Annotated in this window: 21 protein-coding genes; 8 read left to right on the top strand and 13 right to left on the bottom strand. The window is 72.1% G+C overall.

Annotation, left to right across the window (positions count from 1 at the left end; translation table 11 throughout):
• From ACWCSU_RS00470 to ACWCSU_RS00455, 4 genes are read right to left on the bottom strand one after another with little or no spacing between them, the layout of a single operon-like run.
• Entirely contained in the window at window positions 1–741 is a 741-nt protein-coding gene (locus tag ACWCSU_RS00470; RefSeq protein WP_449932567.1) for an MBL fold metallo-hydrolase, read from the bottom strand.
• Window positions 742–746: 5 nt separating this feature from the next.
• Window positions 747–1,352, bottom strand: a complete 606-nt coding sequence (locus ACWCSU_RS00465) for a TetR/AcrR family transcriptional regulator (protein ID WP_449932565.1) — start codon at window positions 1,350–1,352, stop codon at window positions 747–749.
• A gap of 2 nt (window positions 1,353–1,354) precedes the next feature.
• Window positions 1,355–3,013 (bottom strand): GMC family oxidoreductase, encoded by a 1,659-nt coding sequence (locus ACWCSU_RS00460; protein ID WP_357705857.1) that lies wholly within the window; start codon window positions 3,011–3,013, stop codon window positions 1,355–1,357.
• Window positions 3,010–4,515, bottom strand: coding sequence for a succinic semialdehyde dehydrogenase (locus ACWCSU_RS00455; RefSeq protein WP_449932562.1), 1,506 nt, complete (start codon window positions 4,513–4,515; stop codon window positions 3,010–3,012). The genes ACWCSU_RS00460 and ACWCSU_RS00455 overlap by 4 nt, the downstream gene beginning before the upstream one ends.
• Before the next feature lie 124 nt (window positions 4,516–4,639).
• Here ACWCSU_RS00455 and ACWCSU_RS00450 point away from each other — a divergent pair, with 124 nt between their 5' ends.
• The gene (locus ACWCSU_RS00450; protein ID WP_449932560.1) at window positions 4,640–6,763 is read left to right on the top strand and encodes a protein kinase domain-containing protein; all 2,124 of its coding nucleotides are present in this window, start codon (window positions 4,640–4,642) and stop codon (window positions 6,761–6,763) included.
• A gap of 32 nt (window positions 6,764–6,795) precedes the next feature.
• Window positions 6,796–8,850 carry a beta-propeller domain-containing protein gene (locus ACWCSU_RS00445; protein WP_449932558.1) on the top strand — a complete coding sequence of 685 codons (2,055 nt, stop codon included), beginning with the start codon at window positions 6,796–6,798 and terminating at the stop codon, window positions 8,848–8,850.
• A 46-nt stretch (window positions 8,851–8,896) separates the two neighbouring features.
• Here the strand turns inward: ACWCSU_RS00445 and ACWCSU_RS00440 are convergent, their stop codons facing one another.
• Window positions 8,897–10,633 (bottom strand): glycerol-3-phosphate dehydrogenase/oxidase, encoded by a 1,737-nt coding sequence (locus tag ACWCSU_RS00440; RefSeq protein WP_357705916.1) that lies wholly within the window; start codon window positions 10,631–10,633, stop codon window positions 8,897–8,899.
• Between the two features lie 69 nt (window positions 10,634–10,702).
• Window positions 10,703–11,473 (bottom strand): DeoR/GlpR family DNA-binding transcription regulator, encoded by a 771-nt coding sequence (locus ACWCSU_RS00435; RefSeq protein ID WP_357705861.1) that lies wholly within the window; start codon window positions 11,471–11,473, stop codon window positions 10,703–10,705.
• 128 nt (window positions 11,474–11,601) lie between these two features.
• Here ACWCSU_RS00435 and ACWCSU_RS00430 point away from each other — a divergent pair, with 128 nt between their 5' ends.
• Genes ACWCSU_RS00430 through ACWCSU_RS00415 form a run of 4 tightly spaced genes read left to right on the top strand, consistent with a single transcriptional unit; the run spans window position 11,602 to window position 15,341 of the window.
• Entirely contained in the window at window positions 11,602–12,474 is an 873-nt protein-coding gene (locus tag ACWCSU_RS00430) for an SIS domain-containing protein (RefSeq protein WP_364085882.1), read from the top strand.
• The gene (gene nagA / locus ACWCSU_RS00425) at window positions 12,471–13,604 is read left to right on the top strand and encodes an N-acetylglucosamine-6-phosphate deacetylase (RefSeq protein WP_364085879.1); all 1,134 of its coding nucleotides are present in this window, start codon (window positions 12,471–12,473) and stop codon (window positions 13,602–13,604) included. The genes ACWCSU_RS00430 and nagA overlap by 4 nt, the downstream gene beginning before the upstream one ends.
• Complete coding sequence (locus ACWCSU_RS00420) at window positions 13,604–14,506, top strand: 1-phosphofructokinase family hexose kinase (RefSeq protein ID WP_449932555.1); 903 nt, start codon at window positions 13,604–13,606, stop codon at window positions 14,504–14,506. Before nagA ends, ACWCSU_RS00420 begins: the two co-directional genes overlap by 1 nt.
• A 10-nt stretch (window positions 14,507–14,516) precedes the next feature.
• Window positions 14,517–15,341 carry a class II fructose-bisphosphate aldolase gene (locus ACWCSU_RS00415; RefSeq protein ID WP_364085873.1) on the top strand — a complete coding sequence of 275 codons (825 nt, stop codon included), beginning with the start codon at window positions 14,517–14,519 and terminating at the stop codon, window positions 15,339–15,341.
• Here ACWCSU_RS00415 and ACWCSU_RS00410 read toward each other — a convergent pair.
• From ACWCSU_RS00410 to ACWCSU_RS00400, 3 genes are read right to left on the bottom strand one after another with little or no spacing between them, the layout of a single operon-like run.
• Window positions 15,331–15,765: a GNAT family N-acetyltransferase gene (locus tag ACWCSU_RS00410; RefSeq protein ID WP_357705866.1), complete on the bottom strand. Its 435-nt coding sequence runs from the start codon at window positions 15,763–15,765 to the stop codon at window positions 15,331–15,333. The genes ACWCSU_RS00415 and ACWCSU_RS00410 overlap by 11 nt on opposite strands.
• Complete coding sequence (locus ACWCSU_RS00405; protein ID WP_449932552.1) at window positions 15,762–16,538, bottom strand: phosphotransferase family protein; 777 nt, start codon at window positions 16,536–16,538, stop codon at window positions 15,762–15,764. The genes ACWCSU_RS00410 and ACWCSU_RS00405 overlap by 4 nt, the downstream gene beginning before the upstream one ends.
• Before the next feature lies 1 nt (window position 16,539).
• Complete coding sequence (locus tag ACWCSU_RS00400) at window positions 16,540–17,112, bottom strand: TetR/AcrR family transcriptional regulator (protein WP_449932550.1); 573 nt, start codon at window positions 17,110–17,112, stop codon at window positions 16,540–16,542.
• 70 nt (window positions 17,113–17,182) lie between these two features.
• Between ACWCSU_RS00400 and ACWCSU_RS00395 the strand changes: the two genes are divergently transcribed.
• On the top strand, window positions 17,183–17,749 hold the full coding sequence (locus ACWCSU_RS00395) for a dihydrofolate reductase family protein (protein ID WP_449932548.1): 567 nt from the start codon (window positions 17,183–17,185) through the stop codon (window positions 17,747–17,749).
• Here the strand turns inward: ACWCSU_RS00395 and ACWCSU_RS00390 are convergent, their stop codons facing one another.
• The 4 genes from ACWCSU_RS00390 to guaB form a co-directional block, all read right to left on the bottom strand.
• Window positions 17,750–18,427, bottom strand: a complete 678-nt coding sequence (locus ACWCSU_RS00390; protein WP_449932546.1) for an SDR family NAD(P)-dependent oxidoreductase — start codon at window positions 18,425–18,427, stop codon at window positions 17,750–17,752.
• 11 nt (window positions 18,428–18,438) lie between these two features.
• On the bottom strand, window positions 18,439–19,656 hold the full coding sequence (locus ACWCSU_RS00385) for an RNA polymerase sigma factor (RefSeq protein WP_449932544.1): 1,218 nt from the start codon (window positions 19,654–19,656) through the stop codon (window positions 18,439–18,441).
• Window positions 19,657–19,794: 138 nt separating this feature from the next.
• Entirely contained in the window at window positions 19,795–20,916 is a 1,122-nt protein-coding gene (locus ACWCSU_RS00380) for a GuaB3 family IMP dehydrogenase-related protein (protein ID WP_357705872.1), read from the bottom strand.
• Between the two features lie 4 nt (window positions 20,917–20,920).
• Window positions 20,921–22,402, bottom strand: coding sequence for an IMP dehydrogenase (gene guaB / locus ACWCSU_RS00375; RefSeq protein WP_357705873.1), 1,482 nt, complete (start codon window positions 22,400–22,402; stop codon window positions 20,921–20,923).
• 435 nt (window positions 22,403–22,837) lie between these two features.
• Between guaB and ACWCSU_RS00370 the strand changes: the two genes are divergently transcribed.
• On the top strand, window positions 22,838–23,848 hold the full coding sequence (locus ACWCSU_RS00370; protein WP_357705874.1) for a helix-turn-helix transcriptional regulator: 1,011 nt from the start codon (window positions 22,838–22,840) through the stop codon (window positions 23,846–23,848).
• The last annotated feature ends 3 nt before the right edge of the window (window positions 23,849–23,851 follow it).

The following is a 23,851-nucleotide window of genomic DNA, read 5'->3' as shown; positions in this document are numbered from 1 at the left end:
TCAGGAAAGCTCCACCTGTTCGCCAGGGGCGAGCAGCACGAACCGCTCGCCGAGCCCCGCGAACGCCTTCTCCAGCGTGTCGCGGCCCTGCGTGAAGTGCGCCCACTGCTCGAAGTGCAGCGGGACGACGTGCCGCGCGCCCAGGATGTCGGCGGCGGTGACGGCGTCCTCGCTGGTCAGCGTCAGGAAGCCGTCGACGAGCGGGGTGCGCGCGCCGCCCGCGAACAGCAGCGCCACGTCGATCTGGGGGAACCTGGCGGCCACGGCCCGTACGACATCGAGCGAGGCGTTGTCGCCGCTCACGTAGACGGTGGGCAGGCCCTCGCCGCTCAGCACGAAGCCGGTGACCTCGCCCGTCAGGTGCTCGGTCCCGTCGGGGCCGTGCTGGGCGGGCACGCCGGTCACCCGCACCGGGCCGACCTCGGTCTCGCTCCAGTTGGGCAGGGCGCGCACCGGCTCGCCCACCCGCTCGGCCGCCGACGCGGTGGACAGCGCCAGCGGCACCGTGGCGAGGAGCGCGCGGCCCGCATTGTCCAGGTTGTCGGGGTGCTGGTCGTGCGAGAGCAGCACGGCGTCCACCGGGCCCACCTCGTCAGGGGCGAAGGCGGGGCCGGCCGTCTTCTTGAGCACCCTGGTGCCGACCGGGTGGTCGCCCGGCGCGTCGAAGGTGGGGTCGACCAGCAGCCGCACGCCGCCCAGCTCGATGACGGCGGTAGGACCACCGGCGTAACGAATCTTCATGTCCGTCAACGACACGGCGGCACGGCGGGTTTATTCCGCAGGCCGTCGAGCACCCGGGTCAGCGTGCGGTGGCAGAGCGCGCGGAAGTCGGGCTCCGCCATGCCCATCCGGCCGCTCAGGTACTGCTGGACCAGGCCCTGGGTGCTCGCCGTGACCGCGAGCGTGGTCTCCAGCGGGTCGTCCTCGCGCAGCACGCCCGTGCGCATGCCCTCCTCGACCAGCGCCACGACCACGCTGAACGGCGGGCCCTGGCCGTCGCGGAAGTCGTCGGGGAAGCGGCGGGCCCGCGCCCAGGCGTCGGAGGTCAGGAAGTGGTACAGGTGGGGGCTGCCGAGCGCGAAGTCGAGGAAGTCGTCGAGCGCCGCCCTCACGCGTTCCTCCAGGCCGCCCGTCCGGGGCCGGCGGGCCCACGCCTCGGCCAGCTCGCGGGCGGCGGCGTCGGCGACGGCACGCAGCAGGGCCTCCCTGTTGGGGAAGTGCCGGTAGATGGCCATGGCGGTGACGCCCACGGCCTCGCCCACACGCCGCATGCTGACGGCCTCGGCGCCCTCCTCCAGCAGGATGCGCCGGGCCACGGCCTCGATGCGCGCCGCCGTCCCTCGCTCACTCACGTTTACAGTGTATACAGACGCAGTGCGCCCGGAGCCCGCTCCGGCACGGCCGGACTGCGGGGCGCCACCGGGGGCAGCCGCACGTACGGCGCGCCCGGGGCGGGCCTGGGGTCGGGGTCGCCCGCGTTGGGCCACAGGGACATGGCCCGTTCGGCCTGCGCGGTGATGGTGAGCGACGGGTTCACCCCCAGGTTGGCCGACACCGCCGAGCCGTCCACCACGTGCAGCCCCTCGTGGCCGTGGACGCGGTGGTAGGCGTCGATCACGCCGGTCTCGGGCGAGTCGCCGATCACGCAGCCGCCGAGGAAGTGGGCCGTGGTCGGGATGTCGAACAGGTCGAGCCAGGTGCCGCCGGGCACCCCGCCGATCTCGGCCGCCGCGTGCCGTACGGCCTCGTGCCCGGCCGGGATCCACGTCGGGTTGGGCTCGCCGTGGCCGCGGGCCGACCGCAGGCCCCAGCGGGTGCGCCGGATGGTGATCGAGTTGTCCTTGGCCTGCATGACCAGCGCGATGACGGTCCGTTCCGACCAGCGGCGCAGGTCGAGCAGGCGCAGCGCCTCCATGGGCCGCGCGGCGACCTCCCGGAGCAGGCCGCGCCAGCGGGACTGGCCGCCGTCCACGAGCAGGGTGCGGAGCAGGCCCATGGCGTTGGAGCCGTCGCCGTAGCGCACGGGCTCGATGTGGGTCTCGGCGTCGGGGTGGATGGAGGAGGTGATGGCCACGCCCTTGTTGAGCTTCTCGCCGCCCGCCGAGGTGCGTTCGAAGCCGAGCAGAGCCTCGGAGTTGGTCCTGGTCAGCGTGCCGAGCCTGGGTGACAGGCGGGGCAGGTCGCCGGTGGCGCGCAGCTTGTGCAGCAGGCGCTGGGTGCCGTACGTGCCGGCCGCGAAGATCACCTGCTTGGCCGTGAACGAACGGCGGCGCAGCGCCGACCCGGTCCGGCGGGCGACGACCCGGTAGCCGCCGGAGGGCAGCGGACGCACCGAGGTGACCGTGCACTCCGGGTAGACCCGGGCCCCCGCCTGCTCGGCCAGGTGGAGGTAGTTCTTGACCAGCGTGTTCTTGGCGCCGTGGCGGCAGCCCGTCATGCACTGCCCGCACTCGATGCAGCCGCGCCGCTCAGGGCCCGCGCCGCCGAAGTACGGGTCGACGCCGTCCTCGCCGAAGTAGACGCCCACCGGGGCCAGGTGGAAGGTGTCGCCGACGCCCATCTTGTCGGCGACCCTGCGCATGATGTCGTCGGCGCGGGTGAAGGTGGGGTTCGTGACCGCGCCGAGCATGCGTTTGGCCTGGTCGTAGTGGGGGGCCAGCTCCGACTTCCAGTCGGTGATGCCGGCCCACTGCGGGTCCCGGAAGAAGGGGTCGAGCGGCTCGTAGAGGGTGTTGGCGTAGACCAGCGAGCCGCCGCCCACCCCGGCTCCGGCCAGCACCATCACGCCGGTGCCGCGTTCGCCGCGCAGCACGTGGATGCGCTGGATGCCCTTCATGCCGAGCCAGGGCGCCCACAGGAAGTCGCGCAGCTTCCACGACGTGGCCGGCAGCGTGGACTCGTCGAAGCGGCGGCCCGCCTCCAGCACGCCGACCTTGTACCCCTTCTCGCTCAGCCGCAGCGCCGAGACACTGCCGCCGAACCCCGAGCCGATGACCAGTACGTCGAACGTCACTTGATCCGCAGCTTCCGCATCGTCTTGAGGGTGCCGGCCAGGACGTCGGCCCACGTCTCGTACGTCAGGTCGAAGGGCGGCTCGAAGCCCAGCCAGGACGCCTGCGAGGCCACGGTCTTGGACTCGGTGTACCGCAGCAGGCCCTCCGCGCCGTGCCGGCGGCCGAGACCGGACGCCTTCATGCCGCCCATGGGCGCGTCGTAGGAGGCGTAGGCCGAGCCGTACCCCTCGTTGATGTTGACCGTGCCGGCCTTGACGCGGGCGGCCAGGGCGCGGCCGCGGGCCAGGTCGGTGGTCCAGATGGAGGCGTTCAGGCCGTAGATGGTGTCGTTGGCCAGCTCGACCGCCTCCTCCTCCGAGGTGAAGGGGTAGAGGGCGACCACCGGCCCGAACGTCTCGTTGCGGCACAGGTCCATGTCGTCGCGCACGCCGGTGAGCACGGTCGGCTCGTAGAACAGCGGGCCGAGGTCGGGTCTGGCCCGCCCGCCGGTCAGCACGGTCGCGCCCTTGGCCACGGCGTCGTCCACGTGGGCGCTGACCGCGTCGAGCTGGCGTCGCGAGGTGAGCGAGCCCATCTGGATCGACCAGTCGTGGCCCGCGCCGAGCTTGAGGTTCCCGACCTGCTTGACCAGGCGCGCGGCGAAGTCGTCGAACACGGACGCGTGCACGTACAGCCGCTCGATGGACAGGCAGAGCTGGCCCGCGTTGGTGAAGCAGGCCCTGATCGCCCCCTGGACGGCGAGCGCCAGGTCGGCGTCGGCGAGCACCACCATCGGGTTCTTGCCGCCGAGCTCCAGCGAGCAGCCGATGAGCCGCTTGGCCGCCTCCTCGGCGATCTTCCTGCCGCCCCTGGTCGACCCCGTGAACGCGACGTAGTCGGCGTCGTCGAGCAGCGCGTCGCCGATCTCGGCGGGCTCGCCCAGCACGACCTGCCAGATCTCGCGCGGCATGCCCAGCTCGGCCAGCAGGTCGATGGTCCACAACGTGGACATGGCGGTCTGGGTGTCCGGCTTGTGCACCAGCGCGTTGCCGGCCAGCAGCGCGGGCACGGCGTCGGTCACGCCCAGGGAGAGCGGGTAGTTCCACGGGGAGATCAGCGCGACCACGCCCTTGGGCTGGCGCAGCTCGGCCACGCGGGTGGCGCCGGGGAAGATGCCCTTGCGGCCGCGCGGCGCGAGCAGGCCGGGGGCCCGCCGCGCGTAGTAGAGGCTGCACCCGGCGACGTCGAGCACCTCCTCGAAGGCGTGCTTGCGGGCCTTGCCGGTCTCGTCCTGGACGATGTCGAGGATCTCGTCCCTGCGGTCGAGGATGGCGTCGTGCAGCAGCAGGAAGGGTCTGGCCCGCGCCGCGGCGGGCCTGGCCGCCCACTCGGCCTGGGCGGCCCTGGCTCGCTCGTAGGCCAGGCGTACGTCGTCGGCCGTGGAAATGGGCAGCTCGGCGAGCGGCTCGCCGGTGAAGGGGGCGGTGATCTGCCGGGTCTTGCCGCTGGACGTGACGTGCATGCCAGAAGGATATTCCGCTTGGCTACCGGCGGGTAGTTTTTGCGGATTCGCGGGGTGGGGTCAGAATCCTCTTATGCCATCGTTCGCTCCGCTACGCCCGGGAGATCCGGCGAGTCTGGCCGGCATGGATCTCCTCGGCAGGCTTGGCGAGGGCGGCCAGGGCGTCGTCTACCTCGCGAAAGATCATTCCGGCACGCACGTCGCCGTCAAATGGCTGCGTCCCGACCTGTCCGGCGACGACGTGAGCGTCGAACGGTTCCTGCGCGAGGTCCAGGTGGCCCAGCAGGTGGCGCCGTTCTGCACCGCGGCCGTCCTCGGCACCGGCGTCGAGCAGGAACGGCCGTTCATCGTCAGCGAGTTCATCGAAGGGCCGTCGCTGCAGCGGGTGGTGCAGGAGGAGGGGCCGCGCACCGGGTCCACGCTGCACCGGCTGGCCATCGGCACCGCGACCGCGCTGGCCGCGATCCACCAGGCCGGCATCGTCCATCGCGACTTCAAGCCCGCCAACGTCATCCTGGGCGCCGACGGTCCGCGGGTGATCGACTTCGGTATCGCGCGGGCGCTCAACGCCACCTCGACGATCAGCAGCATGGTCGTGGGCACGCCGTCGTACATGCCGCCCGAGCAGATCATGGGCCACACCGTCGGGCCGGCGGCCGACATGTTCTCCTGGGCGAGCGCGATGGTCTACGCGGCGTCGGGGCGGGCGCCGTTCGGCAGCGACACCATGCCCGCCGTGATCAACCGGGTCCTCAACCAGCAGCCCGACCTGGGTGTGCTCGACGGCGCGCTGCGTGACGTGGTGGCCGCGTGCCTGGCCAAGGACCCGGCGCAGCGGCCGACGGCCGAGCAGGTGATCATGCGCCTGCTCCAGCACCCGATGCCGGCGAACTCGCCGATCCTCGCGGCGGCCGCCGCCGAAGCCGTCCCGGCCGGGCCTCCCCGGCCCGGACCGATGACCACGCCCCCGCAGGGGCCCTTCCAGGGACCGCATCAAGGGCCGCCGCCGGGGCCGATGACCGGGCCCGTGCCGGGGGGCCCGCAGCCGTACTCGCAGCAGCAGTGGCGTCCGGCCGGACCGTACGCGCAGCCCACCCACCCGAACGTGCACACCGGGCACCCGGCCAGGAAGAGCAGGGCGCCGCTGGTCATCGGGGTCACGCTGGGCGTCGCCTTACTCGTGCTGGCCGGGCTCGCCGTGCTCATCGCCAACGACAGGGGGACCGTGGCCGCCGACGACGGCCGCACGCCCCCCGCGTCCGCCCAGCCGTCCGACCGGAGCCTCCCGACCGTCTCGCCGTCGGTCGCGCCGTCGGTCGCCGAGGTCTCCGTCCCCAAGGAGGGCCCGCGCCAGGCGCTGCCCGGCGCCGCGATCGGCCTGTACGAGAACACCTCCGACGCCATCGTCCTGACCTCGTACGAGATCTACGACAAGAAGAAGGACGACTGGATCGACCACGCCAGGGACTCGCTGCGCGGCCCGTTCCGCAAGTACGCCGGCAACTGGGAGTCGAACGTCTCCCCAGGCGGCCGCTACCTGGCCACCCGGGGCCGCAAGTACACCGACGACAACTACGACTACATCATCGTCAGCGACCGCCAGACGGGCGAGCGCACCACGATCAAGACCGTCCGCGGCCCGCTGATCGCCAGCATCCGCGGCTGGTCCGAGGACGGCTCGAAGATCCTGCTCAACATCGAGCGGAAGAGCGGCGGGACCTGGACCTACCCGGGCTTCGTCATCGTGGACGTCGCCACGAAGAAGGCCAGGATCGTCATGGTGGACGACACCGCCGTCCGCAAGACCGCCTTCGGCTGGGACGGCGAGGGCCAGGGCGTGGTCAACGTCTTCGGCCCCGAGAAGAACCGCAGCCTGCGCTTCTTCGACGCCGCCGGCAAGGCCACGCGCGACGTGCGCTCGATCGGCACGCTGCCCGCCGGCACCCAGGACATCTTCTCCCCCTCGGGCGAGTCGTTCCTGTCCACCTGCCCCAACGGCAGCGACGGCGACACCTGCGTGTGGGACACCGAGTCGGGCGACCGCACGCACAAGTTCACCTCCGACTGCGACAAGGTGCTCGGCTGGTACGACGACAGCCGCCTCTACTGCTGGGAACAGGACAACAACACCAAGGACGAGATCCAGGTCGTCGACTTCAAGGGCACCCTCCTGCGCAGGATCCTCGACGTGCCCGGCGACGTGGACTTCAGCCCGGTCTTCACCGCCAACCCGGCCAAGGGCTCCTGAACCATCCGGCCCGCGCAGCCGTCAAGGAGGTCATGAAGACGCTGATCCGTACGGCCGTGACCGCCGCGGCCCTCGCCACGGTCACGGCGGCCTGCACCTCGGCGGCGACGGGCCAGGCGCCCGTGCCGAAGGTCACGCTCGACGCCGTCCGCCTGGTCGCCTACGACAGTTGCGACGACATGCTGTCGGGCCTGCGGGAGCACGCCGCGGAGAACGTCGGCCCCTGGGGCTTCGGCGGCCCGCAGATCATGTACATGGAGGACACCGCCACCACCGCGAGGGCGAAGACCACCTCCGACACCCCTGAGCACTCCACCACGAACGTGCACGAGGCGGGCGTGGACGAGCCCGACCTGATCAAGACCGACGGCAACCGGATCGTCACGGTCGTGGACGGCAACCTGCGGATCATCGACACCGCGACCAAGAAGGTCACCGCGTCGCTCAAGCTCACCAAGAAGGACGAGCCGACCTTCGCCCCCGCCGACCTGCTGCTGTCCGGCGACCGCGCGCTGGTGCTGTTCCGCGGCGGCGACATCATGCTCAAGCGCTTCGCGCCGCCCGGCGAGACCCGCTACGTCGTGGTCGACCTGGCCGGGCAGCCGAAGGTGCTCAGCACGATCCGGGCGCAGGGCTCGTACGTGGACGCCCGGATGATCGGCTCCACGGTCCGGCTCGTCACCCGCAGCCAGCCCGACATCACCTTCCCCGAGCCCAAGAGCCCGGACACCACCGAGGCCGACCGCAAGAAGGCCAACCAGGCCGTCGTACGCCAGGCGCCGCTCACCGCCTGGCTGCCCACGGTCGAGATCACCAGCGGGTCCGGCGCGGTCAAGAAGGACACGGTCAAGTGCGAGCGGGTCAGCCACCCCGCCGACTACACCGGCACCTCGCTGCTGACCGTCCACACCATCGACCTGGCCCAGGACGTCGCCGCGACCGGCACCGAGCCCATCAGCCTGGCCGCCGACGGCGACACCGTCTACGGCAGCGGCAAGAGCCTGTACGTCGCCAGCAACCCCCGCTGGTGGTTCCCGGTGGTCACCGAACCGATGCCCGTCGAGCCCGTGCCGACGGCCACCGACGGGGCCCCGGCCGTCGAGCCCACGCCGAGCGACCCTGCCGTGACCACCGGCCCGGCCGAACCGGCGGTCACCAGCAGCGCCCCCGCCACGCCCGCCACGCCCGCCACGTCCGCGCCCGCCACGCCCGCCACGTCCGAGCCCGCCCCCGACCCCACTCCGACGGCCCCGCCCGAGGAGACCGAGGTCCACCGGTTCGACATCGGCGCCCCCGGCGCCCCCACGTACGTGGCCTCCGGCAAGGTCCCCGGCCGCCTGCTGAACCAGTACTCGCTGTCGGAGTACGAAGGCCACCTCCGCGTCGCCACCACCCTCACCTCCACCGACGGCAAGGACAGCGCCAGCAGCGTGTACGTGCTCGCCGCCGACACCATGGCCAAGGTCGGCGAGGTCGGCGGCCTCGGCCGGGGCGAGCGCATCTACTCGGTCAGGTTCATCGGCCCGGTGGGCTACTGCGTGACGTTCAAGCAGGTGGACCCGCTCTACACGCTCGACCTGCGCGACCCGGCCGCCCCCAAGGTGACCGGCGAGCTGAAGATCACCGGCTACTCGGCGTACCTGCATCCGGGCGCCGACGGCCGGCTGATCGGCATCGGCCAGGAGGCCAGCGACAAGGGCAGGACGCTCGGCACGCAGGTCTCGCTGTTCGACGTCAGCGACCCGGCCGCCCCGCGCAGGCTGTCGCAGCTCTTCCAGAAGGAGGCGGGCTCCGAGGCCGAGTGGGACCCGCACGCGTTCCTGTACTGGCCCAAGACCGGCCTGTCGGTGATCCCGCTGATGACCCCCAAGGAGTCGGGCGCGCTGGTGCTGAAGATCGACGACTCGGCCGTGACGAAGCTCGGCATGATCAAGCACCCGACGCACCAGGCCGAGGACTACGCCTACCAGCCCGGCATCCAGCGTTCGATCATCATCGGCGACGCCCTCTGGACGCTGTCCTGGGACGGCCTCCAGGTCAACGACGCCACGACGCTGGCCCGTCAGGGGTGGATCGCGCTGCGCTGACCCCCGCGGCCCCTCGCGAGGGCGGGTGACCGGTCCGCCGGGACGGTCACCCGCGCTCCGGCGCGACGACGGGCACGATCTCGGGCGCGCCCAGCCGGATGGCGTCGGCCTCCTGGTCGGAGTCCTGCTCCTGCGAGCGCCGCTCGGCCTCGACGCGCTTGGTGTAGTACTCCACCTCCCGCTTGACCTGCTCGGCGTCCCAGCCGAGCGGCCCGGCCAGCAGCTCGGCGGCCTCCTGGGCCACGGCCAGCCCGCGGTGGAAGGTCTCGATGGAGATGTGCGTCCGCCTGGTCAGCACGTCGTTGAGGTGCCTGGCGCCCTCGTGGGTGGCGGCGTAGACGATCTCGGCCCGCAGGTAGTCGTCGGCCCCGGCCAGCGGCCTGCCCAGCGACGGATCGCCCTCGACCAGCACCAGCACCTCGTCGATGAGCGAGCCGTAGCGCTGGAGCAGGTGCTCGATCCGGGCGACGTGCAGGCCCGAGGTGTGGGCGAGGCGGTAGCGGGAGTTCCACAGCGCCTGGTAGCCCTCGGCCCCGGCCAGCGGCACGCGGTCGGTGCACGAGCGCGGCACCCGCTGGTCGAGCCCGTGCGCCACCGCGTCCACCGCGTCGCGCGCCATGACCCGGTACGTCGTGTACTTCCCGCCGGCGATCATCACCAGCCCCGGCACCGGATGCGCCACGACGTGCTCGCGCGACAACTGCGACGTCTGGTCGGACTCCCCCGACAGCAGCGGCCGCAGCCCGGCGTAGACGCCCTCGACGTCGTCGCGGGTCAGCGGCACCGCCAGCACCTCGTTGACGTGGTCGAGCAGGTAGTCGATGTCGGTACGGGAGGCCGCCGGGTGGCCCTTGTCGAGCGTCCATTCGGTGTCGGTGGTGCCGATGATCCAGTGGCGGCCCCACGGGATCACGAACAGCACCGACTTCTCCGTGCGCAGGATGACGCCGGTGCTGGAGTGGATGCGGTCGCGCGGCACCAGCAGGTGGATGCCCTTGGAGGCCCGTACGTGGATCTGGCCGCGCCCGCCGACCAGCTCCTGGATGTCGTCGGTCCACACGCCGGTGGCGTTGACGACCTGCTGGGCGCGTACGTCGAACTCCGCGCCGGTCTCCAGGTCGCGCGCCCGCACGCCGGTGACCCGCTCACCCTCCCGCAGGAACCCGACCACCTGGGCACGCGGCGCGACCCGGGCACCGTAGGTGGCGGCGGTGCGCAGCATGGTCATCACGTAGCGGGCGTCGTCGACCTGGGCGTCCCAGTACTGGACGGCGCCGGTGAAGGCGCTCTTCTTCAGCGCCGGGGCCAACCGCAACGCCCGTGACCTGGACAGATGCCGATGGCCCGGCACCCCGCGGGTGAGCCCGGAGGCGAAGCCGAGCGTGTCGTAGAGCGCCACCCCGGCCCCCACGTATGGACGCTCCCACCCGAAATGGGTCATCGGGAACAGGAACGGCACCGGCCGGACGAGGTGCGGGGCCAGGCGCTGGAGCAGCAGGGCCCGCTCCTGCAAGGCCTCGCGCACCAGCTCGAAGTTGAGCTGCTCCAGGTAGCGCAGGCCGCCGTGGATGAGCTTGGACGAGCGCGAGGAGGTGCCGGAGGCGAAGTCACGGGCCTCCAGCAGGGCCACGTCGAGCCCTCTGGTCGCGGCGTCGAGCGCGGTCCCGGCCCCCACCACGCCGCCGCCGACCACGACCACGTCGAACTCCTGGGCGGACATCTCCGCCAGCGCCGCCGCGCGCTCGGCCGGCCCGAGCCGGGCCACACTCCTACCAGCCGTCATCATCCCCCCATGGGTCGTCTGCGGTCAGTACCTACCCGTACGCCCGGTTCCATGTAACGCCGGACGGATTCAGGCGCGTACGACCTTGACGCCCGCGTCGGTGAGCCGGCCGGTGAGCTCGTCGGAGAGCCGGGCGTCGGTGACCAGCGTGTCGATCTGCTCGATCGGGCAGATGCGGGAGAAGGCCCGCCGGCCCACCTTGGAGGAGTCGGCCACCACGACGACCTGGGCGGCCCTGCTGATCAGCAGGTTGTTCACGCTGGCCTCGCCCTCGTGGTGGGCCGAGGCGCCGAGGTCGACGTCGATCGCGTCGACGCCGAGGAAGGCCACGTCGAGGGTGACCTGTTCGAGCACGCCCGAGGCCAGCGGCCCGATCAGCTCGTACGACTGCTGCCTGGCCACCCCGCCGGTGACCACGATCTTGACGTGCTGCCGCACGGTCAGCTCGGCGGCGATGTTCAGGGCGTTGGTGACGATCGTGAACCCGCTCTCCAGCGTGGACAGCGTGGCGAGGGTGCGGGCCAGCTCGGAGGTCGTGGTGCCGCCGTTGAGGCCGACCACGGCCCCCGGGGTGACCAGGCCGGCCGCCGCGGCGGCGATGCGGTGCTTCTCGTCGGCGTGCCTGGCGGTCTTGTAGCGCAGCGGCAGGTCGTAGCTGACGCTCTGGGTGACGGCTCCGCCGCGGGTGCGCATGAGCATCTGCTGCTGGGCGAGCTGGTCGAGATCCCGCCGGATCGTGGCGGTGGAGACGTCGAGCGCCTCGGCCGCCTCCTCCACCGACAGCCGGCCCTCCTGCGCGAGCAGCTCCAGGATGGCGTTCCAGCGATCGTAGCGGGACACGAAGCCTCCAATGAGATCCGGACAGGATCAAGCGTGGCACAGACGGACAGGTCTGAGCGACCACTGCACAAAGATGCGCTTTTACTGTATAAAAAAGGCAGAAACAAACAACTACGGGGAGGAACGCGGTGACCACCCATACCGAAGCCGAGATCGAGTCCCAGCCGTCCTGCTGGCGGCGTGCCGTGGCCGACGTGCCCGCCGGCGCGCTGCCCCAGCCCGGCGAGCGGGTGGCCGTCATCGGCTGCGGCACGTCGTGGTTCATCGCGATGGCCTACGCCACGCTGCGCGAGCGGGCCGGGCAGGGCGAGACCGACGCGTTCGCCGCCTCCGAGGCGCCGGTCGGCCGCTCGTACGACCGGGTGCTCGCGCTGACCCGCTCCGGCACCACGACCGAGGTCCTGGAGCTGCTGTCCAGGACGGACGCCCGCACCACGGCCATCACCGCCGACCCGAAGACGCCGGTCATGACGGCCGCCGACGAGGTCATCGTGCTCGACTACGCCGACGAGACCTCGGTCGTGCAGACCCGCTTCGCCACCACCCAGCTCGCCATGCTCCGCGCCAGCCTCGGCGAGGACCTCACGGGCGCGATCGCCGACGCCGAGCGGGCCCTGGCCGAGCCGCTGCCCGCCGAGCTGATCGAGGCCGAGCAGTTCAGCTTCCTCGGCAGCGGCTGGTCGGTCGGCCTGGCCCAGGAGGCCGCGCTGAAGATGCGCGAGGCGTCGCGGTCGTGGACGGAGGCGTACCCGGCGATGGAGTACCGGCACGGCCCGATCAGCATCGCGGGCCCCGGCCGCGTCACCTGGATGCTCGGCACCGCCCCCGAGGGCCTGCGCGAGCAGGTCGAGGCGACCGGCGGCACGTTCGTCGAGAGCGGCCTCGACCCCATGGCCGAGCTGGTGCGCGCCCAGCGGGTGGCGGTCGCGCGGGCCTTCGCCCGTGGGCTGAACCCCGACGAGCCCATGCACCTCACGCGATCTGTGATCCTTTCTTCATGAGCCTTACTCTCGCCGACGCCCGGATCGTGACCCCCGAAGGGGTGCACGAAGGATGGCTGACCATCGAAGACGGCCGCATCACGCATGTCGGCCACGGATCGGCGCCCAGCCCCGGCCTGAGCCTCGGGGGGCGGCACGTCGTCCCCGGGTTCGTCGACATCCACAACCACGGCGGCGCGGGCGGGTCGTTCCCGACCGGCGACCAGGACAAGGCGCGCGACGCCGTGGCCCTGCACCGGCGGCACGGCACGACCACGATGATGGCCAGCCTGGTCACCGACGCGCTCGACGGGCTGTCCAGGGCCGCCTCCTCGCTGGCCGAGCTGTGCGAGGAGGGGCTGCTGGCGGGCATCCACTTCGAGGGGCCGTACATCGCCAAGGCGCGTTGCGGCGCGCACGACCCCTCCCTGCTGCGCGAGCCGTCGCCGCAGGAGCTGTCCGGGCTGGTCAAGGCCGCGCGCGGGCACGCGCGCATGGTCACCGTCGCCGCCGAGCTGCCCGGCGGCCTCGACACGATCCGCACGGCCGTCGGCGAGGGCCTGATCGCGGCGCTCGGCCACAGCGACGCCGACTACGACCAGGCGATCGCCGCCATCGAGGCGGGCGCCACCGTCGCCACCCACCTCTACAACGCGATGCCGCAGCTCGGCCACCGCGCGCCCGGCCCGATCGCCGCCCTGCTGGAGGACGAGCGGGTGACGGTCGAGCTGGTCAACGACGGCGTCCACGTGCACGCGGCGATGTTGCGCCTGGCCTACGAGGTGGCCGGCCCCGGCCGTACGGTACTGATCACCGACGCGATGGCGGCCACGGGCCTCGGCGACGGCGACTACGTGCTCGGCCCCATGCGGGTGCGCGTGAGCGACGGCGTGGCCAGGCTGGTCGAGGGCGGCTCGATCGCGGGCTCCACCCTCACCATGGACGCCGCCTTCCGCCGCGGCGTGCGGGAGCTGGGCATGTCGCTGCCCGACGCGGTCCAGGTGGCCTCGCTGACCCCCGCGCGGGTGCTCGGCCTGGCCGAGGAGATCGGCTCGATCGCCGTCGGCAAGGCCGCCGACCTGGTCGTGCTCTCCGGCGAGCTGGAGGTCGACGGCGTGATGAAGAACGGCGACTGGATCACGGAGCCCTGATGATCATCACCGTGACGCTCAACGCCGCGCTCGACGTGACCTACGAGGTCCCGTCCGTCACCTGGGACGGCGTCAACCGGGTCGGCGCCGTCCACCGGCGCGCCGGCGGCAAGGGCGTCAACGTGGCCCGCGTGCTGGCGGCCCTCGGCCAGGAGGTCCTGGTCACAGGGCTGGCGGGCGGGCCCACCGGGCAGGCGATCGAGCACGACCTGCGGGCCGCCGGCCTGCCCGCCGCCCTGACCGGCGTCGCCGCCGACTCCCGCACCACGCTGGTGGTCTCCGAGCCGGGCGGCGCCACGTTGTTCAACGAGCCCGGCCCCGAGGTCACGGCGGCCGAGCTGGCGGCGTTCACGGAGCACTACACGTCGCTGCTGGCCGACGCCGAGGCCGTGGTCATCTCCGGCAGCCTGCCCCGCGGCGTGCCGGCCGACGTCTACGCGACCCTGGCCTCCCTCGCGGCCGGGGCGGGCGTGCCGGCCATCGTCGACGCCGACGGCGACCCGCTGCGCCACGCGCCGGAGGGGCGCCCGTCCGTCGTCAAGCCCAACGCCGAGGAGCTGGCCAGGGCCGTCCCCGGCGGCACCCCCGAGGAGGGCGCCCACGCGCTGCGCGAGCGGGGGGCCGAGGCCGTGGTCGTCTCCATGGGCGCCGACGGGCTGCTCGCGGTGACGGGCGAGGGCACCTTCCGGGCGCGGATGCCGTACACCGTCCAGGGGAACCCGACCGGGGCCGGCGACTCGCTGGTCGCGGGGCTGGCACTGGGCCTGGTCGAGGGCTCCCCGTGGCCCGACAGGCTGCGGCGGGCCGCGGCGCTGGGCGCGGCGGCCGTCGCCGCGCCGGTCGCCGGCGACTTCGACGGCGAGGTCTACGCCGACATACACCCCCAGATCATCATCACGTAAGGAGCTCGTCATGGCCCTCGCCGGAATCGGCGACATCGTCCGGCAGTCCCCCGCTGGGGTGGGCGCGTTCAACGTGATCCAGCTGGAGCACGCCACCGCCATCGTGGCCGGCGCGGAGGCGCTCGGCCTGCCGGTCGTGCTGCAGATCAGCGAGAACTGCGTGCGCTACCACGGCGCTCTGGAGCCCGTCGCGCTGGCCGCGCTGGCCGTCGCGCGCCGTGCGGAGGTGCCGGTCGCGGTCCACCTCGACCACGCCACCGACCGCGCGCTGGTGGAGGAGGCGGTGTCGCTGGGCCTCGGCTCGGTCATGTACGACGCCTCCGCCCTGCCCGACGAGGAGAACGTGGCCGCCACGGCCGAGGTCGCGGCCTGGTGCCACGAGCGCGGCGTCTGGGTGGAGGCCGAGCTCGGCGAGGTCGGCGGCAAGGACGGCGTGCACGCGCCCGGCGCCCGCACCAAGCCCCACGAGGCGGTCGACTACGTCGCCAGGACCGGCGTCGACGCGCTCGCCGTGGCCGTCGGCACCTCGCACGCCATGACCACCAAGGACGCCGTGCTCGACCTGGAGCTCATCGCCGAGCTGCGGGCGGCGGTGCCGGTGCCGCTGGTGCTGCACGGCTCGTCCGGCGTGCCCGACGACGTGCTGCGCGAGGCCGTGCGCAACGGCATGAAGAAGATCAATATCGCCACCCACCTGAACAAGGCGTTCACCCGGGCCGTACGCGACTACCTGGCCCACGACGAGCGGGTGGTCGACTCCCGCAAATACCTCAACGCGGGCCGCGACGCCGTGGCCCGCGAGGTGAGTCACCTGCTGGGCGTGCTCACCGGCTGAGCTCCTTGCGCATCCGCACGGCCGAGCGGCCTTCGAGATCGACCCGGCCGGTCTCGACGTAGCCGAGCGAGGTGTAGAGCGCGATGTTCGAGGCCATCTTGACGTTGGTGTAGAGGCGCAGGGCGGGCAGGCCGAGCCGGGCGGCCTCCTGCTCGGCGTAGGCCAGCAGGCCGCGGCCGATGCCCCTGCCGTGCAGGTCGGGCCGGACCGCGACGTTGTCGACCAGCAGCGCGCCCTCCTCGGGGATGAGCACGACGAGCCCTTCGAGGCCGTCGGTGACGTGCACCCGGCCCGCGGCGATGAGGGCCGGGTAGTCGGCCTCCATGGGCAGCGGCCGCGTGCCGATGATCTCGGCCCAGGGCTGGTAGGCGTCGTGGACGAGTTGTTCGACGGCGGCCCTGTCGGCCTCCTGCGCCAGTCTCATGCGCCCAATGATCGCAGCACCCTCTCGACCTGACGAGCGAAGGTGCCGGGGGGATTGCGCGGGCTGTCGTGCGAGAGCAGGAACAGCCAGACCAGGCTCTGCAGCTTGCGGCAGTCGCGCAGCCGGCGTTCCTCCGGCCCGCTCAGCTCGAACCGGCGGGCGATCTCCACCTCGCCGTCCACCCACATCGAGACGTGCTCGGACAGCTCGGCCAGCTCGTGGGCCAGGTCGCTACGGCCGGAGTCCTCGAAGTCGACGATGCGCACGCGGACGCCGTCCCACAGGAAGTTCGCCAGGTTGCCGTCCCCCGCCCCGAACGCCGGCCGCACCCCCGCCTCACCGGGACGCCAGGCCGCCAGCCAGCGCGCGCCCTCCTCGACCGCGTGGTCGGCCAGCGGGTCGCGGGGCCGCCAGGCGGCCGCCCGTTCCCTGACCCAGTCGCTGACCGCCTCGATCTGCCACGGACGTACCGGGACGGCCTGGAGCACGCCCGACGGGACGGCCTCGTACAGCTCGGTGAGCGCCGCGGCCATGGCGGCCAGGGGCGACTCCTCGGCGGCCAGGCCGCGCAGGGGCGCGCCGTCGATCCTGGTCATGCGCACGACGCCGGCCTCGAAGGCGATCGGCCGCGGTGACAGGCCCGGCGCGTGCTCGGCCAGCAGGGTGAGCGCCCGCCACTCGCGCTCGGCCGCGCCCGGCTTGCCGTCGATGTAGCGCTTGGTGACGACGTCTCCGTCGAAGTCGAGGAGATGGGTGTGCACAAGATCGGCCATGCTACGGCAGGATACGCTCGACCGCCTGCCGTACGAGCTCGCGGATCTTGTCCTCGCCGAACACGTCGGGCAGCGTGAGCCGTTCGACCACCAGCCAGTTCATCGCCAGGTAGAGCAGCTCCACGCTGGTGGCGTCGCCGGGCAGCCCCGACTCCAGGTGGTAGCCGACGTTGGCCTCGACGTCGGCGCGGATGCGCTCGGTCAGCACGGCCCGCAGCTCCGGCCGCCTGGTGGCCTCCAGTCGCAGCTCCAGCAGCGCCAGGTAGCCCGGCCTGAACGCCGAGATCCGGTCGACCAGCTCGATCATGAGCCGCACCACGCGCTCCCGGTCGCGGGGGCCGGACAGGCTCTCGGCGATGGTCTGCGCGTCCGGCTGGAGCCGCTCGTAGATCCGGCCGCCGGCCTGGGTGAAGAGCTCGTCCCGGCTGGCGAAGTAGTTGGAGGCCGTGCCCGTCGGCACCCCGGCCTGCGCGTCGACCGCGCGGAAGGTCAGGCCGCGGGCGCCCTCGGCGGCCAGCACCTCGATCGTGGCGTCGACGAGCGCAGCCCGCCTGGCCAGGTTCTGTCGGACCATGTTGACACCACTCCATCTGTAGTACTACGGTGTGACCACTTCACTCATAGTACTTCAAACGGAGTTGCGTATGCGCAAGCTTGTCTACTACGTCGGCGTCTCCATCGACGGTTACATCGCCGGCCCCGGTCACGAGGTGGACTTCTATCCCGTGAGCGACGCCCTGATGGGCTACATCAACGGCGAGGTCCCCGAGACCGTGCCGACGCACATCAGGGCCCAGATCGGCCTCGACGCGCCCAACCAGCGCTTCGACACCCTCCTGATGGGCCGCGGCACCTACCAGCCGGCGCTCGACGCCGGCATCACCAGCCCGTACGCCCACCTGCGCCAGTACGTCGTGTCCAGCACGATCGGCAAGATCGACGATCCGGCCGTCGAGCTGGTCGAGAGCGACCCGCTCGCCCTGGTGCGCCGCCTGAAGCAGGAGGACGGCCTCGACATCTGGCTCTGCGGCGGCGGCAAGCTGGCCGCGGCCCTGCTGCCCGAGATCGACGAGCTGATCATCAAGTCCTACCCGGTGGTGGCCGGAGCGGGCGTCTCCGCGTTCGACGGGGCGTTCCGGCCGACCACGTTCACCCTGACCGGCACCCGACCGTTCGAGGGCGGTGTGGTCCTCATGACCTACACCCGCTGATCACCACGGCAGCGGCACCCCGTCGCGGAAGAACCCACCGGTCGGCCCGCCGTCGGACAGATCCGCCGCCCACAACACGCTCCGCGCGCCCTCGGCGACCGGCCGCCCGCCCGGGCCGCCCATGTCGGTCGCCACCCAGCCCGGGCAGACGGCGTTGACCAGGATGCCGTCGCCGCGCAGCTCGGCCGCGAGCATCTTCGTCAGCGCGTTCAGCGCCGTCTTCGACACCGTGTACGCGGGCGTGCCACCCCCCATCGAGGCCAGCGAGCCGACCTCGCTGGAGACGTTGACGATCCGCCCGTGCGCGCCGGCGCGCAACAGCGGCAGCAGTGCGAGGGTGACCCGCCAGGCGCCCAGCAGGTTCGTCTCCAGCGCCTCCGACACCACGCCCAGGTCCGCGTCGCAGGCCCGCTGCCAGGTGTCGTAATGGATGGCGGCGTTGTTGACCAGCACGTCGACCCGCCCATGAGTCGACTCCAGCTCACTTGCCAGCCCGGCCGCCGACCGCTCGTCGGCGACGTCGAGCCGGCGCGCCAGCACGTCGCCGGGGATGCCCGCCGCGGCGTCGCGGGCCTTGCGCTCGTCCCTGGCGGTCAGCACGACGGTGTCGCCGGCCGCCGCGAGCTGCTTGACCACCTCCAGCCCGATCCCCCGATTGGCCCCTGTGACCACACACACCCGGTCCACCTTCACGTCCCCCTCAACCTCGCGCGTCTGCGGCGCAGGAACTCCCGCTCGACCTCGTTGCCCGCGCAGGCGATCGCCTCGCCGTACGCCCGTGCCGCCTCCCCGTCGCGTCCCAGCCGTCGCAGCAGGTCGGCCCGTACGGCGTGGAACAGGTAATAGCCTGTCACCTCCAGCCCCTCGACCAGCGTCAGCCCCGCCTCAGGCCCGTCCACCTCGGCCACCGCCACCGCGCGGTGCAACGCCACGACCGGCCCCGGCGTGAACGTCAGCAGCAGGTCATAAAGCTGGACGATCTGCCCCCAGTCGGTCTCCCCCACGCTCGGCGCGTCGCCGTGCACGGCGTTGATCGCGGCCTGCACCTGGTACGGCCCCGGCCGCCCCCACCCCAGGCAGCGCCGCACGATGTCCTGCCCCTCCTCGACCAGCGCGCGGTCCCAGAGCGCGCGGTCCTGCTCGGCCAGCGGCACCAGCTCCCCGCCCGCGGTCCGCGCCGGCCTGCGCGCCTCGATCAGCAACATCAGCGCCAGCAGGCCCCACACCTCGGGCTCGTCCGGCATCAGCTCGGCAAGCAGCCGCCCGAGCCGGACGGCCTCCGCGCACAGGTCCTCCCGGACCAGCCGCTCGCCCGAACTGGCCGTGTACCCCTCGTTGAAGATCAGATAGATGACCGCCAGCACCGCGCGCAGCCGGTCCGGCAGATCCGCCGCCGCCGGCACCCGGTACGGGATCCCCGCCTGCCGGATCTTGTTCTTGGCCCTGACCAGCCGCTGGGCCATGGTCGCCGCCGGCACCAGGAACGCGTGCGCGATCTCGTCCGTGGTCAGCCCGCCGAGCAGCCGCAACGTGAGCGCCACCCGCGCGTGCGGGGCGAGCGCCGGATGGCAGCAGGTGAAGATCAGCCGGAGCCGGTCGTCCCGCACGGGCCCCTCCTCGGCGGGCTCGTCCCGGGCGTGCAGCAGCGCCGCCTGCACGTGCCTGTCGTGGCGGCCGGACTCCCTGCGCAACCGGTCGACGGCCCGGTTCCTGGCGGTCGTGATGATCCAGCCGGCGGGGCTCGGCGGCGGGCCCGCCTGCGGCCACTGCCGCGCCGCCACCGCGAACGCCTCCTGCACCGCCTCCTCGGCGACGTCGATGTCGCCGAACGCGCGGACGAGCACGGCCACCGCCCGGCCGTACTCCTCCCGGAAGGCGCGTTCCACCTGATCGTCCCGGTCGGACATTCTGCAACCACCTCGCCGTGACGGGCGTCCCTGTGGATGTCCTGAACGAACGGCGGCCCCCGGAATCGACACGGCGCCCGCCGGAAAAACACTCGGCTCCCGGAGGTCGCAACCCCCGGGAGCCGTCGCGGACGTCGGTCAGCGCTGGATCGGCGCGACCACGACCTCGACCCGCTGGAACTCCTTGATGTCGGAGTAGCCGGTGGAGGCCATCGTGCGCTTGAGCGCGCCCATCAGGTTCATCGAGCCGTCGGCCACGCTGGAGGGGCCGTGGAGGATCTGCTCCAGCGTCCCGACCTGGCCGAACTCCACGCGGCGGCCGCGCGGCAGGTCGGGGTGGTGGGCCTCGGAGCCCCAGTGGAAGCCGTGCCCGGGGGCCTCGGACGCCCTGGCCAGCGGCGAGCCCACCATGACGGCGTCGGCCCCGCACGCGATGGCCTTGGCGATGTCGCCCGAGGTGCCCATGCCGCCGTCGGCGATCACGTGGACGTACCGGCCGCCGGACTCGTCCATGTAGTCGCGGCGGGCCGCGGCCACGTCGGAGATCGCGGTGGCCATCGGCACGGCCACGCCCAGCACGTTGCGGGTGGTGTGCGAGGCGCCGCCGCCGAAGCCGACCAGCACGCCCGCCGCGCCGGTGCGCATCAGGTGCAGCGCCGCGGTGTACGTGGCGCAGCCGCCCACGATGACCGGCACGTCGAGCTCGTAGATGAACTGCTTGAGGTTGAGCGGCTCGGCGCGGCCCGAGACGTGCTCGGCCGAGACGGTGGTGCCGCGGATGACGAAGATGTCCACCCCGGCGTCGATCACGGCCTTGTGGTACTGGACCGTGCGCTGCGGCGACAGGCGGACGGCCGTCGTCACCCCGGACGCCCGGATCTCCTCGATGCGGCGCCCGATCAGCTCTTCCTTGATCGGCGCGTCGTAGATCTCCTGGAGCCGGCGGGTCGCGGCCGCGGCGTCGAGGGCGGCGCACTCCTCCAGCAGCGGGGACGGGTCCTCGTAACGCGTCCAGAGCCCTTCGAGGTCGAGCGGGGCCAGGCCGCCGAGCCGGCCGATCTCGATCGCGGTGGCGGGCGAGACCACGCTGTCCATGGGGGCGACGACGACGGGCAGCTCGAACCGGTAGGCGTCGATCTGCCAGGCGATCGACACCTCTTCCGGGTCACGGGTGCGTCGCGAGGGCACGAGCCCGATCTCGTCGAGCGCGTACGCCCTCCGCCCGGTCTTGCCCCGGCCGATCTCCACCTGCTGAGTCATGAACTTACCTTCTGTGATAGTTCGGAGCTTCCACGGTCATCTGGATGTCGTGGGGGTGGCTCTCCTTGAGGCCCGCTGCCGTGATCGGCATGAGCTCGCAGTCGGTGTGCATCTGCGTGATCGTGCGGCAGCCGGCGTACCACATGCCCTGGCGCAGCCCGCCGATGAGCTGGTGGGCGACGGCCGCGACCGGCCCGCGGTAGGGCACCTGCCCCTCGATGCCCTCGGGGATGTACTTGTCCTCGCCGCCGACGTCGGCCTGCGCGTAGCGGTCCTTGCTGAAGGAGGTGCCGCCGCGCTCGCGGTTGCGCACCGCGCCGAGCGACCCCATGCCCCGGTACGACTTGAACTGCTTGCCGTTGATGAAGATCAGCTCGCCCGGCGACTCCTCGCAGCCGGCCAGCAGCGAGCCCAGCATGACCGTGTCGGCGCCGGCCGCGATGGCCTTGACGATGTCGCCGGAGTACTGGAGGCCGCCGTCGCCGATCACCGGCACCCCGGCGGGACCGCACGCCTTGGACGCCTCGTGGATGGCCGTCACCTGCGGCGCGCCCACCCCGGCCACCACGCGGGTGGTGCAGATCGAGCCTGGGCCGACGCCGACCTTGACCGCGTCGGCGCCCGCGTCGACCAGCATCTGGGCGCCCGCCCTGGTCGCGATGTTGCCGCCGATGACCTGGACCTTGCTGTTGGCCTTGAGCTTGGCGATCATGTCGGCCAGCCCCTTGGAGTGGCCGTGGGCCACGTCGACGACGACGACGTCGACGCCGGCCTCGATCAGCGCCTTGGCCCGCAGCTCGGCGTCACCGCCCACGCCCACGGCCGCGCCGACCAGCAGGCGGCCGTCGGCGTCCTTGGTGGACAGCGGGTACTGCTCGCTCTTGGTGAAGTCCTTGACCGTGATCAGGCCGCGCAGCCTGCCGTCGGGGTCGACCAGGGGCAGCTTCTCGATCTTGTTCTGCCGCAGCAGCGCGAACGCCTCGTCACGCGACACCCCCACCGGCGCGGTGACCAGCGGCATCTTGGTCATGACCTCGCGCACGGGGCGGGTCTGGTCGCTCTCGAAACGCATGTCGCGGTTGGTCACGATGCCGACCAGCGTGCCCGCCACGTCCGTCACCGGCACCCCGGAGATCCGGTACGTCGCGCACAACCGCTCGACGTCGGCCAGCGTGTCGTCGGGGCTGCAGGTGACCGGGTTGGTCACCATGCCGGCCTCGGACCGCTTGACCAGATCGACCTGCTGGGCCTGCTCCTCGACCGACAGGTTGCGGTGAAGGATACCGATGCCGCCCTGGCGCGCCATGGCGACCGCCATGCGGGCCTCGGTCACGGTGTCCATGGCCGCGGAGACGAGCGGGATGGACAACGTGATGTCCCGTGACAGGCGGGACCCTGTGTCTGCCTCACCTGGCTGGAGATCGGAGTAGCCGGGCACCAGCAGCACGTCGTCGAAGGTCAAACCCATCTCGGTGAACTTGGACATGCCTCGGCCCCCTCCTGACCTCTGCGCTGATTGACCTAAGTCTAGGGCCTGCCTCCAAAACGCAACGAAGCCGGGAGTACGACGACCCCCATGGTCCGTCGTCCTCCCGGCTTCGCCGTCCGGAACGTCAAAAGTGCCGGGGGATGGGACGGTCGGTGATCCGCCCCATACCCCGGCCACCGGCACCCAGGCCCCGCGGCGCGTTCACGCCACCGAACCCCCCTCCGCGTCCTGATGGCGGCTGCCGCAAGGCCCCGCTTCAGGGTGCCGACGCTAGGTAAAGCCTGCGTCACTCAGCGGCACGGCGCAATGTGAAAACGTGCAATTGCACGAAGTTGCACGTTCCGCCGATGATTCCGGGCAAGGTCCGGACACGCACGCGGCAGGGGGTTATCCTCGCGGCACGCCCGTGTCCCCCCGACGGAGCCGCCCATAATGCGAAACCAGCCTCGGCGTGTTGCAGAGCCCTTCGAGACGCTGGGCCTCGACCCGGCGCAGACCGCCCTGTACACGGCGTTGCTGCGCCTGCACAGAGCCACGCGCACCGACCTCGCCCAGGCCATGGACGGCCCCGTCGAGAAGGTCGGACGCCAGCTCGACGACCTGGTCAAGCTGGGGGTGGTCGACGAGCAGTCCGGCGAGTACCTGGCCAGGCACCCGGCGGCGGCGCTCGGCCGGGTCATCGCCGAGCGGCTCGACCGGCTGGCCGAGGAGAGCCGGCGGATCGATTCCGCGCTCGGCTCGATCCGCGGGCTGATCCACGACTACGACGCCGGTCGCGATTATCAGAGCGGAACATTTCCGGTGGAGATGGTGAACGGCGCGGACGTGCTCTACGAGAGCGTCGTAGGCATAGCCGTGCAATCGCCGCCGATGGAGTTGTTGACCGCAATCCCCGACGAGCGCACAATGGCAGATTTTGTTCGTAAATTTGCGGACCCATGGATTGATGCGCAGAAACGGCAGCTTCTTACCGTCCAGGTGATCATCCCGGTCTCCACGCTGAGCCTGCCGGGCGTACGCGAGCAGCTCACCCGCCTGCTCGACACCGGCGGCAAGGTGCGCACACTCGACCGGGTGCCGAGCTGGTTCATGACGGCCGGGCCCGAGGTCGCCGGCCTGCCCGCGCTCTGGGGCGGCAACCTGCCCGACCACGCCTACAACTTCTACCTGGTGCGCACGCCGATCGTCGTCGGCGTGCTGCGCTCGCTGTTCCACGAGCTGTGGGGCCGCGCCGTGCCCCTGCCGTGGGGGCGCCGGGGTGACGGGATGGTCCAGGTGCTGCGCCTGGCCGCGCAGGGCGTGTGCGACGACTCCATCGCCCGCCAGCTCGGCGTCTCGGTCCGGACCGTACGCGCGAGGTTCGCCGACGCCATGGCCGAGCTGGGCGCGCAGTCGCGCTTCCACGCCGGCGTGGAGGCCGCCAGACGGGGATGGCTCAGCTAATAC

Source organism: Nonomuraea sp. NPDC001699 (assembly GCF_053596455.1).
This window is presented reverse-complemented; position numbering and strand designations above follow the sequence as displayed.

Bases quoted from the DNA above. Each gene is read 5' to 3' on its own strand.
- ACWCSU_RS00470 (WP_449932567.1), bottom strand. From the start codon at position 741: ATGAAGATTCGTTACGCCGGTGGTCCTACCGCCGTCATCGAGCTGGGC.
- ACWCSU_RS00455 (WP_449932562.1), bottom strand. From the start codon at position 4,515: ATGCACGTCACGTCCAGCGGCAAGACCCGGCAGATCACCGCCCCCTTC.
- ACWCSU_RS00450 (WP_449932560.1), top strand. From the start codon at position 4,640: ATGGATCTCCTCGGCAGGCTTGGCGAGGGCGGCCAGGGCGTCGTCTAC.
- ACWCSU_RS00445 (WP_449932558.1), top strand. From the start codon at position 6,796: ATGAAGACGCTGATCCGTACGGCCGTGACCGCCGCGGCCCTCGCCACG.
- ACWCSU_RS00440 (WP_357705916.1), bottom strand. From the start codon at position 10,633: ATGACGGCTGGTAGGAGTGTGGCCCGGCTCGGGCCGGCCGAGCGCGCG.
- nagA (WP_364085879.1), top strand. From the start codon at position 12,471: ATGAGCCTTACTCTCGCCGACGCCCGGATCGTGACCCCCGAAGGGGTG.
- ACWCSU_RS00420 (WP_449932555.1), top strand. From the start codon at position 13,604: ATGATCATCACCGTGACGCTCAACGCCGCGCTCGACGTGACCTACGAG.
- ACWCSU_RS00415 (WP_364085873.1), top strand. From the start codon at position 14,517: ATGGCCCTCGCCGGAATCGGCGACATCGTCCGGCAGTCCCCCGCTGGG.
- ACWCSU_RS00410 (WP_357705866.1), bottom strand. From the start codon at position 15,765: ATGAGACTGGCGCAGGAGGCCGACAGGGCCGCCGTCGAACAACTCGTC.
- ACWCSU_RS00405 (WP_449932552.1), bottom strand. From the start codon at position 16,538: ATGGCCGATCTTGTGCACACCCATCTCCTCGACTTCGACGGAGACGTC.
- ACWCSU_RS00400 (WP_449932550.1), bottom strand. From the start codon at position 17,112: ATGGTCCGACAGAACCTGGCCAGGCGGGCTGCGCTCGTCGACGCCACG.
- ACWCSU_RS00395 (WP_449932548.1), top strand. From the start codon at position 17,183: ATGCGCAAGCTTGTCTACTACGTCGGCGTCTCCATCGACGGTTACATC.
- ACWCSU_RS00385 (WP_449932544.1), bottom strand. From the start codon at position 19,656: ATGTCCGACCGGGACGATCAGGTGGAACGCGCCTTCCGGGAGGAGTAC.
- ACWCSU_RS00380 (WP_357705872.1), bottom strand. From the start codon at position 20,916: ATGACTCAGCAGGTGGAGATCGGCCGGGGCAAGACCGGGCGGAGGGCG.
- guaB (WP_357705873.1), bottom strand. From the start codon at position 22,402: ATGTCCAAGTTCACCGAGATGGGTTTGACCTTCGACGACGTGCTGCTG.
- ACWCSU_RS00370 (WP_357705874.1), top strand. From the start codon at position 22,838: ATGCGAAACCAGCCTCGGCGTGTTGCAGAGCCCTTCGAGACGCTGGGC.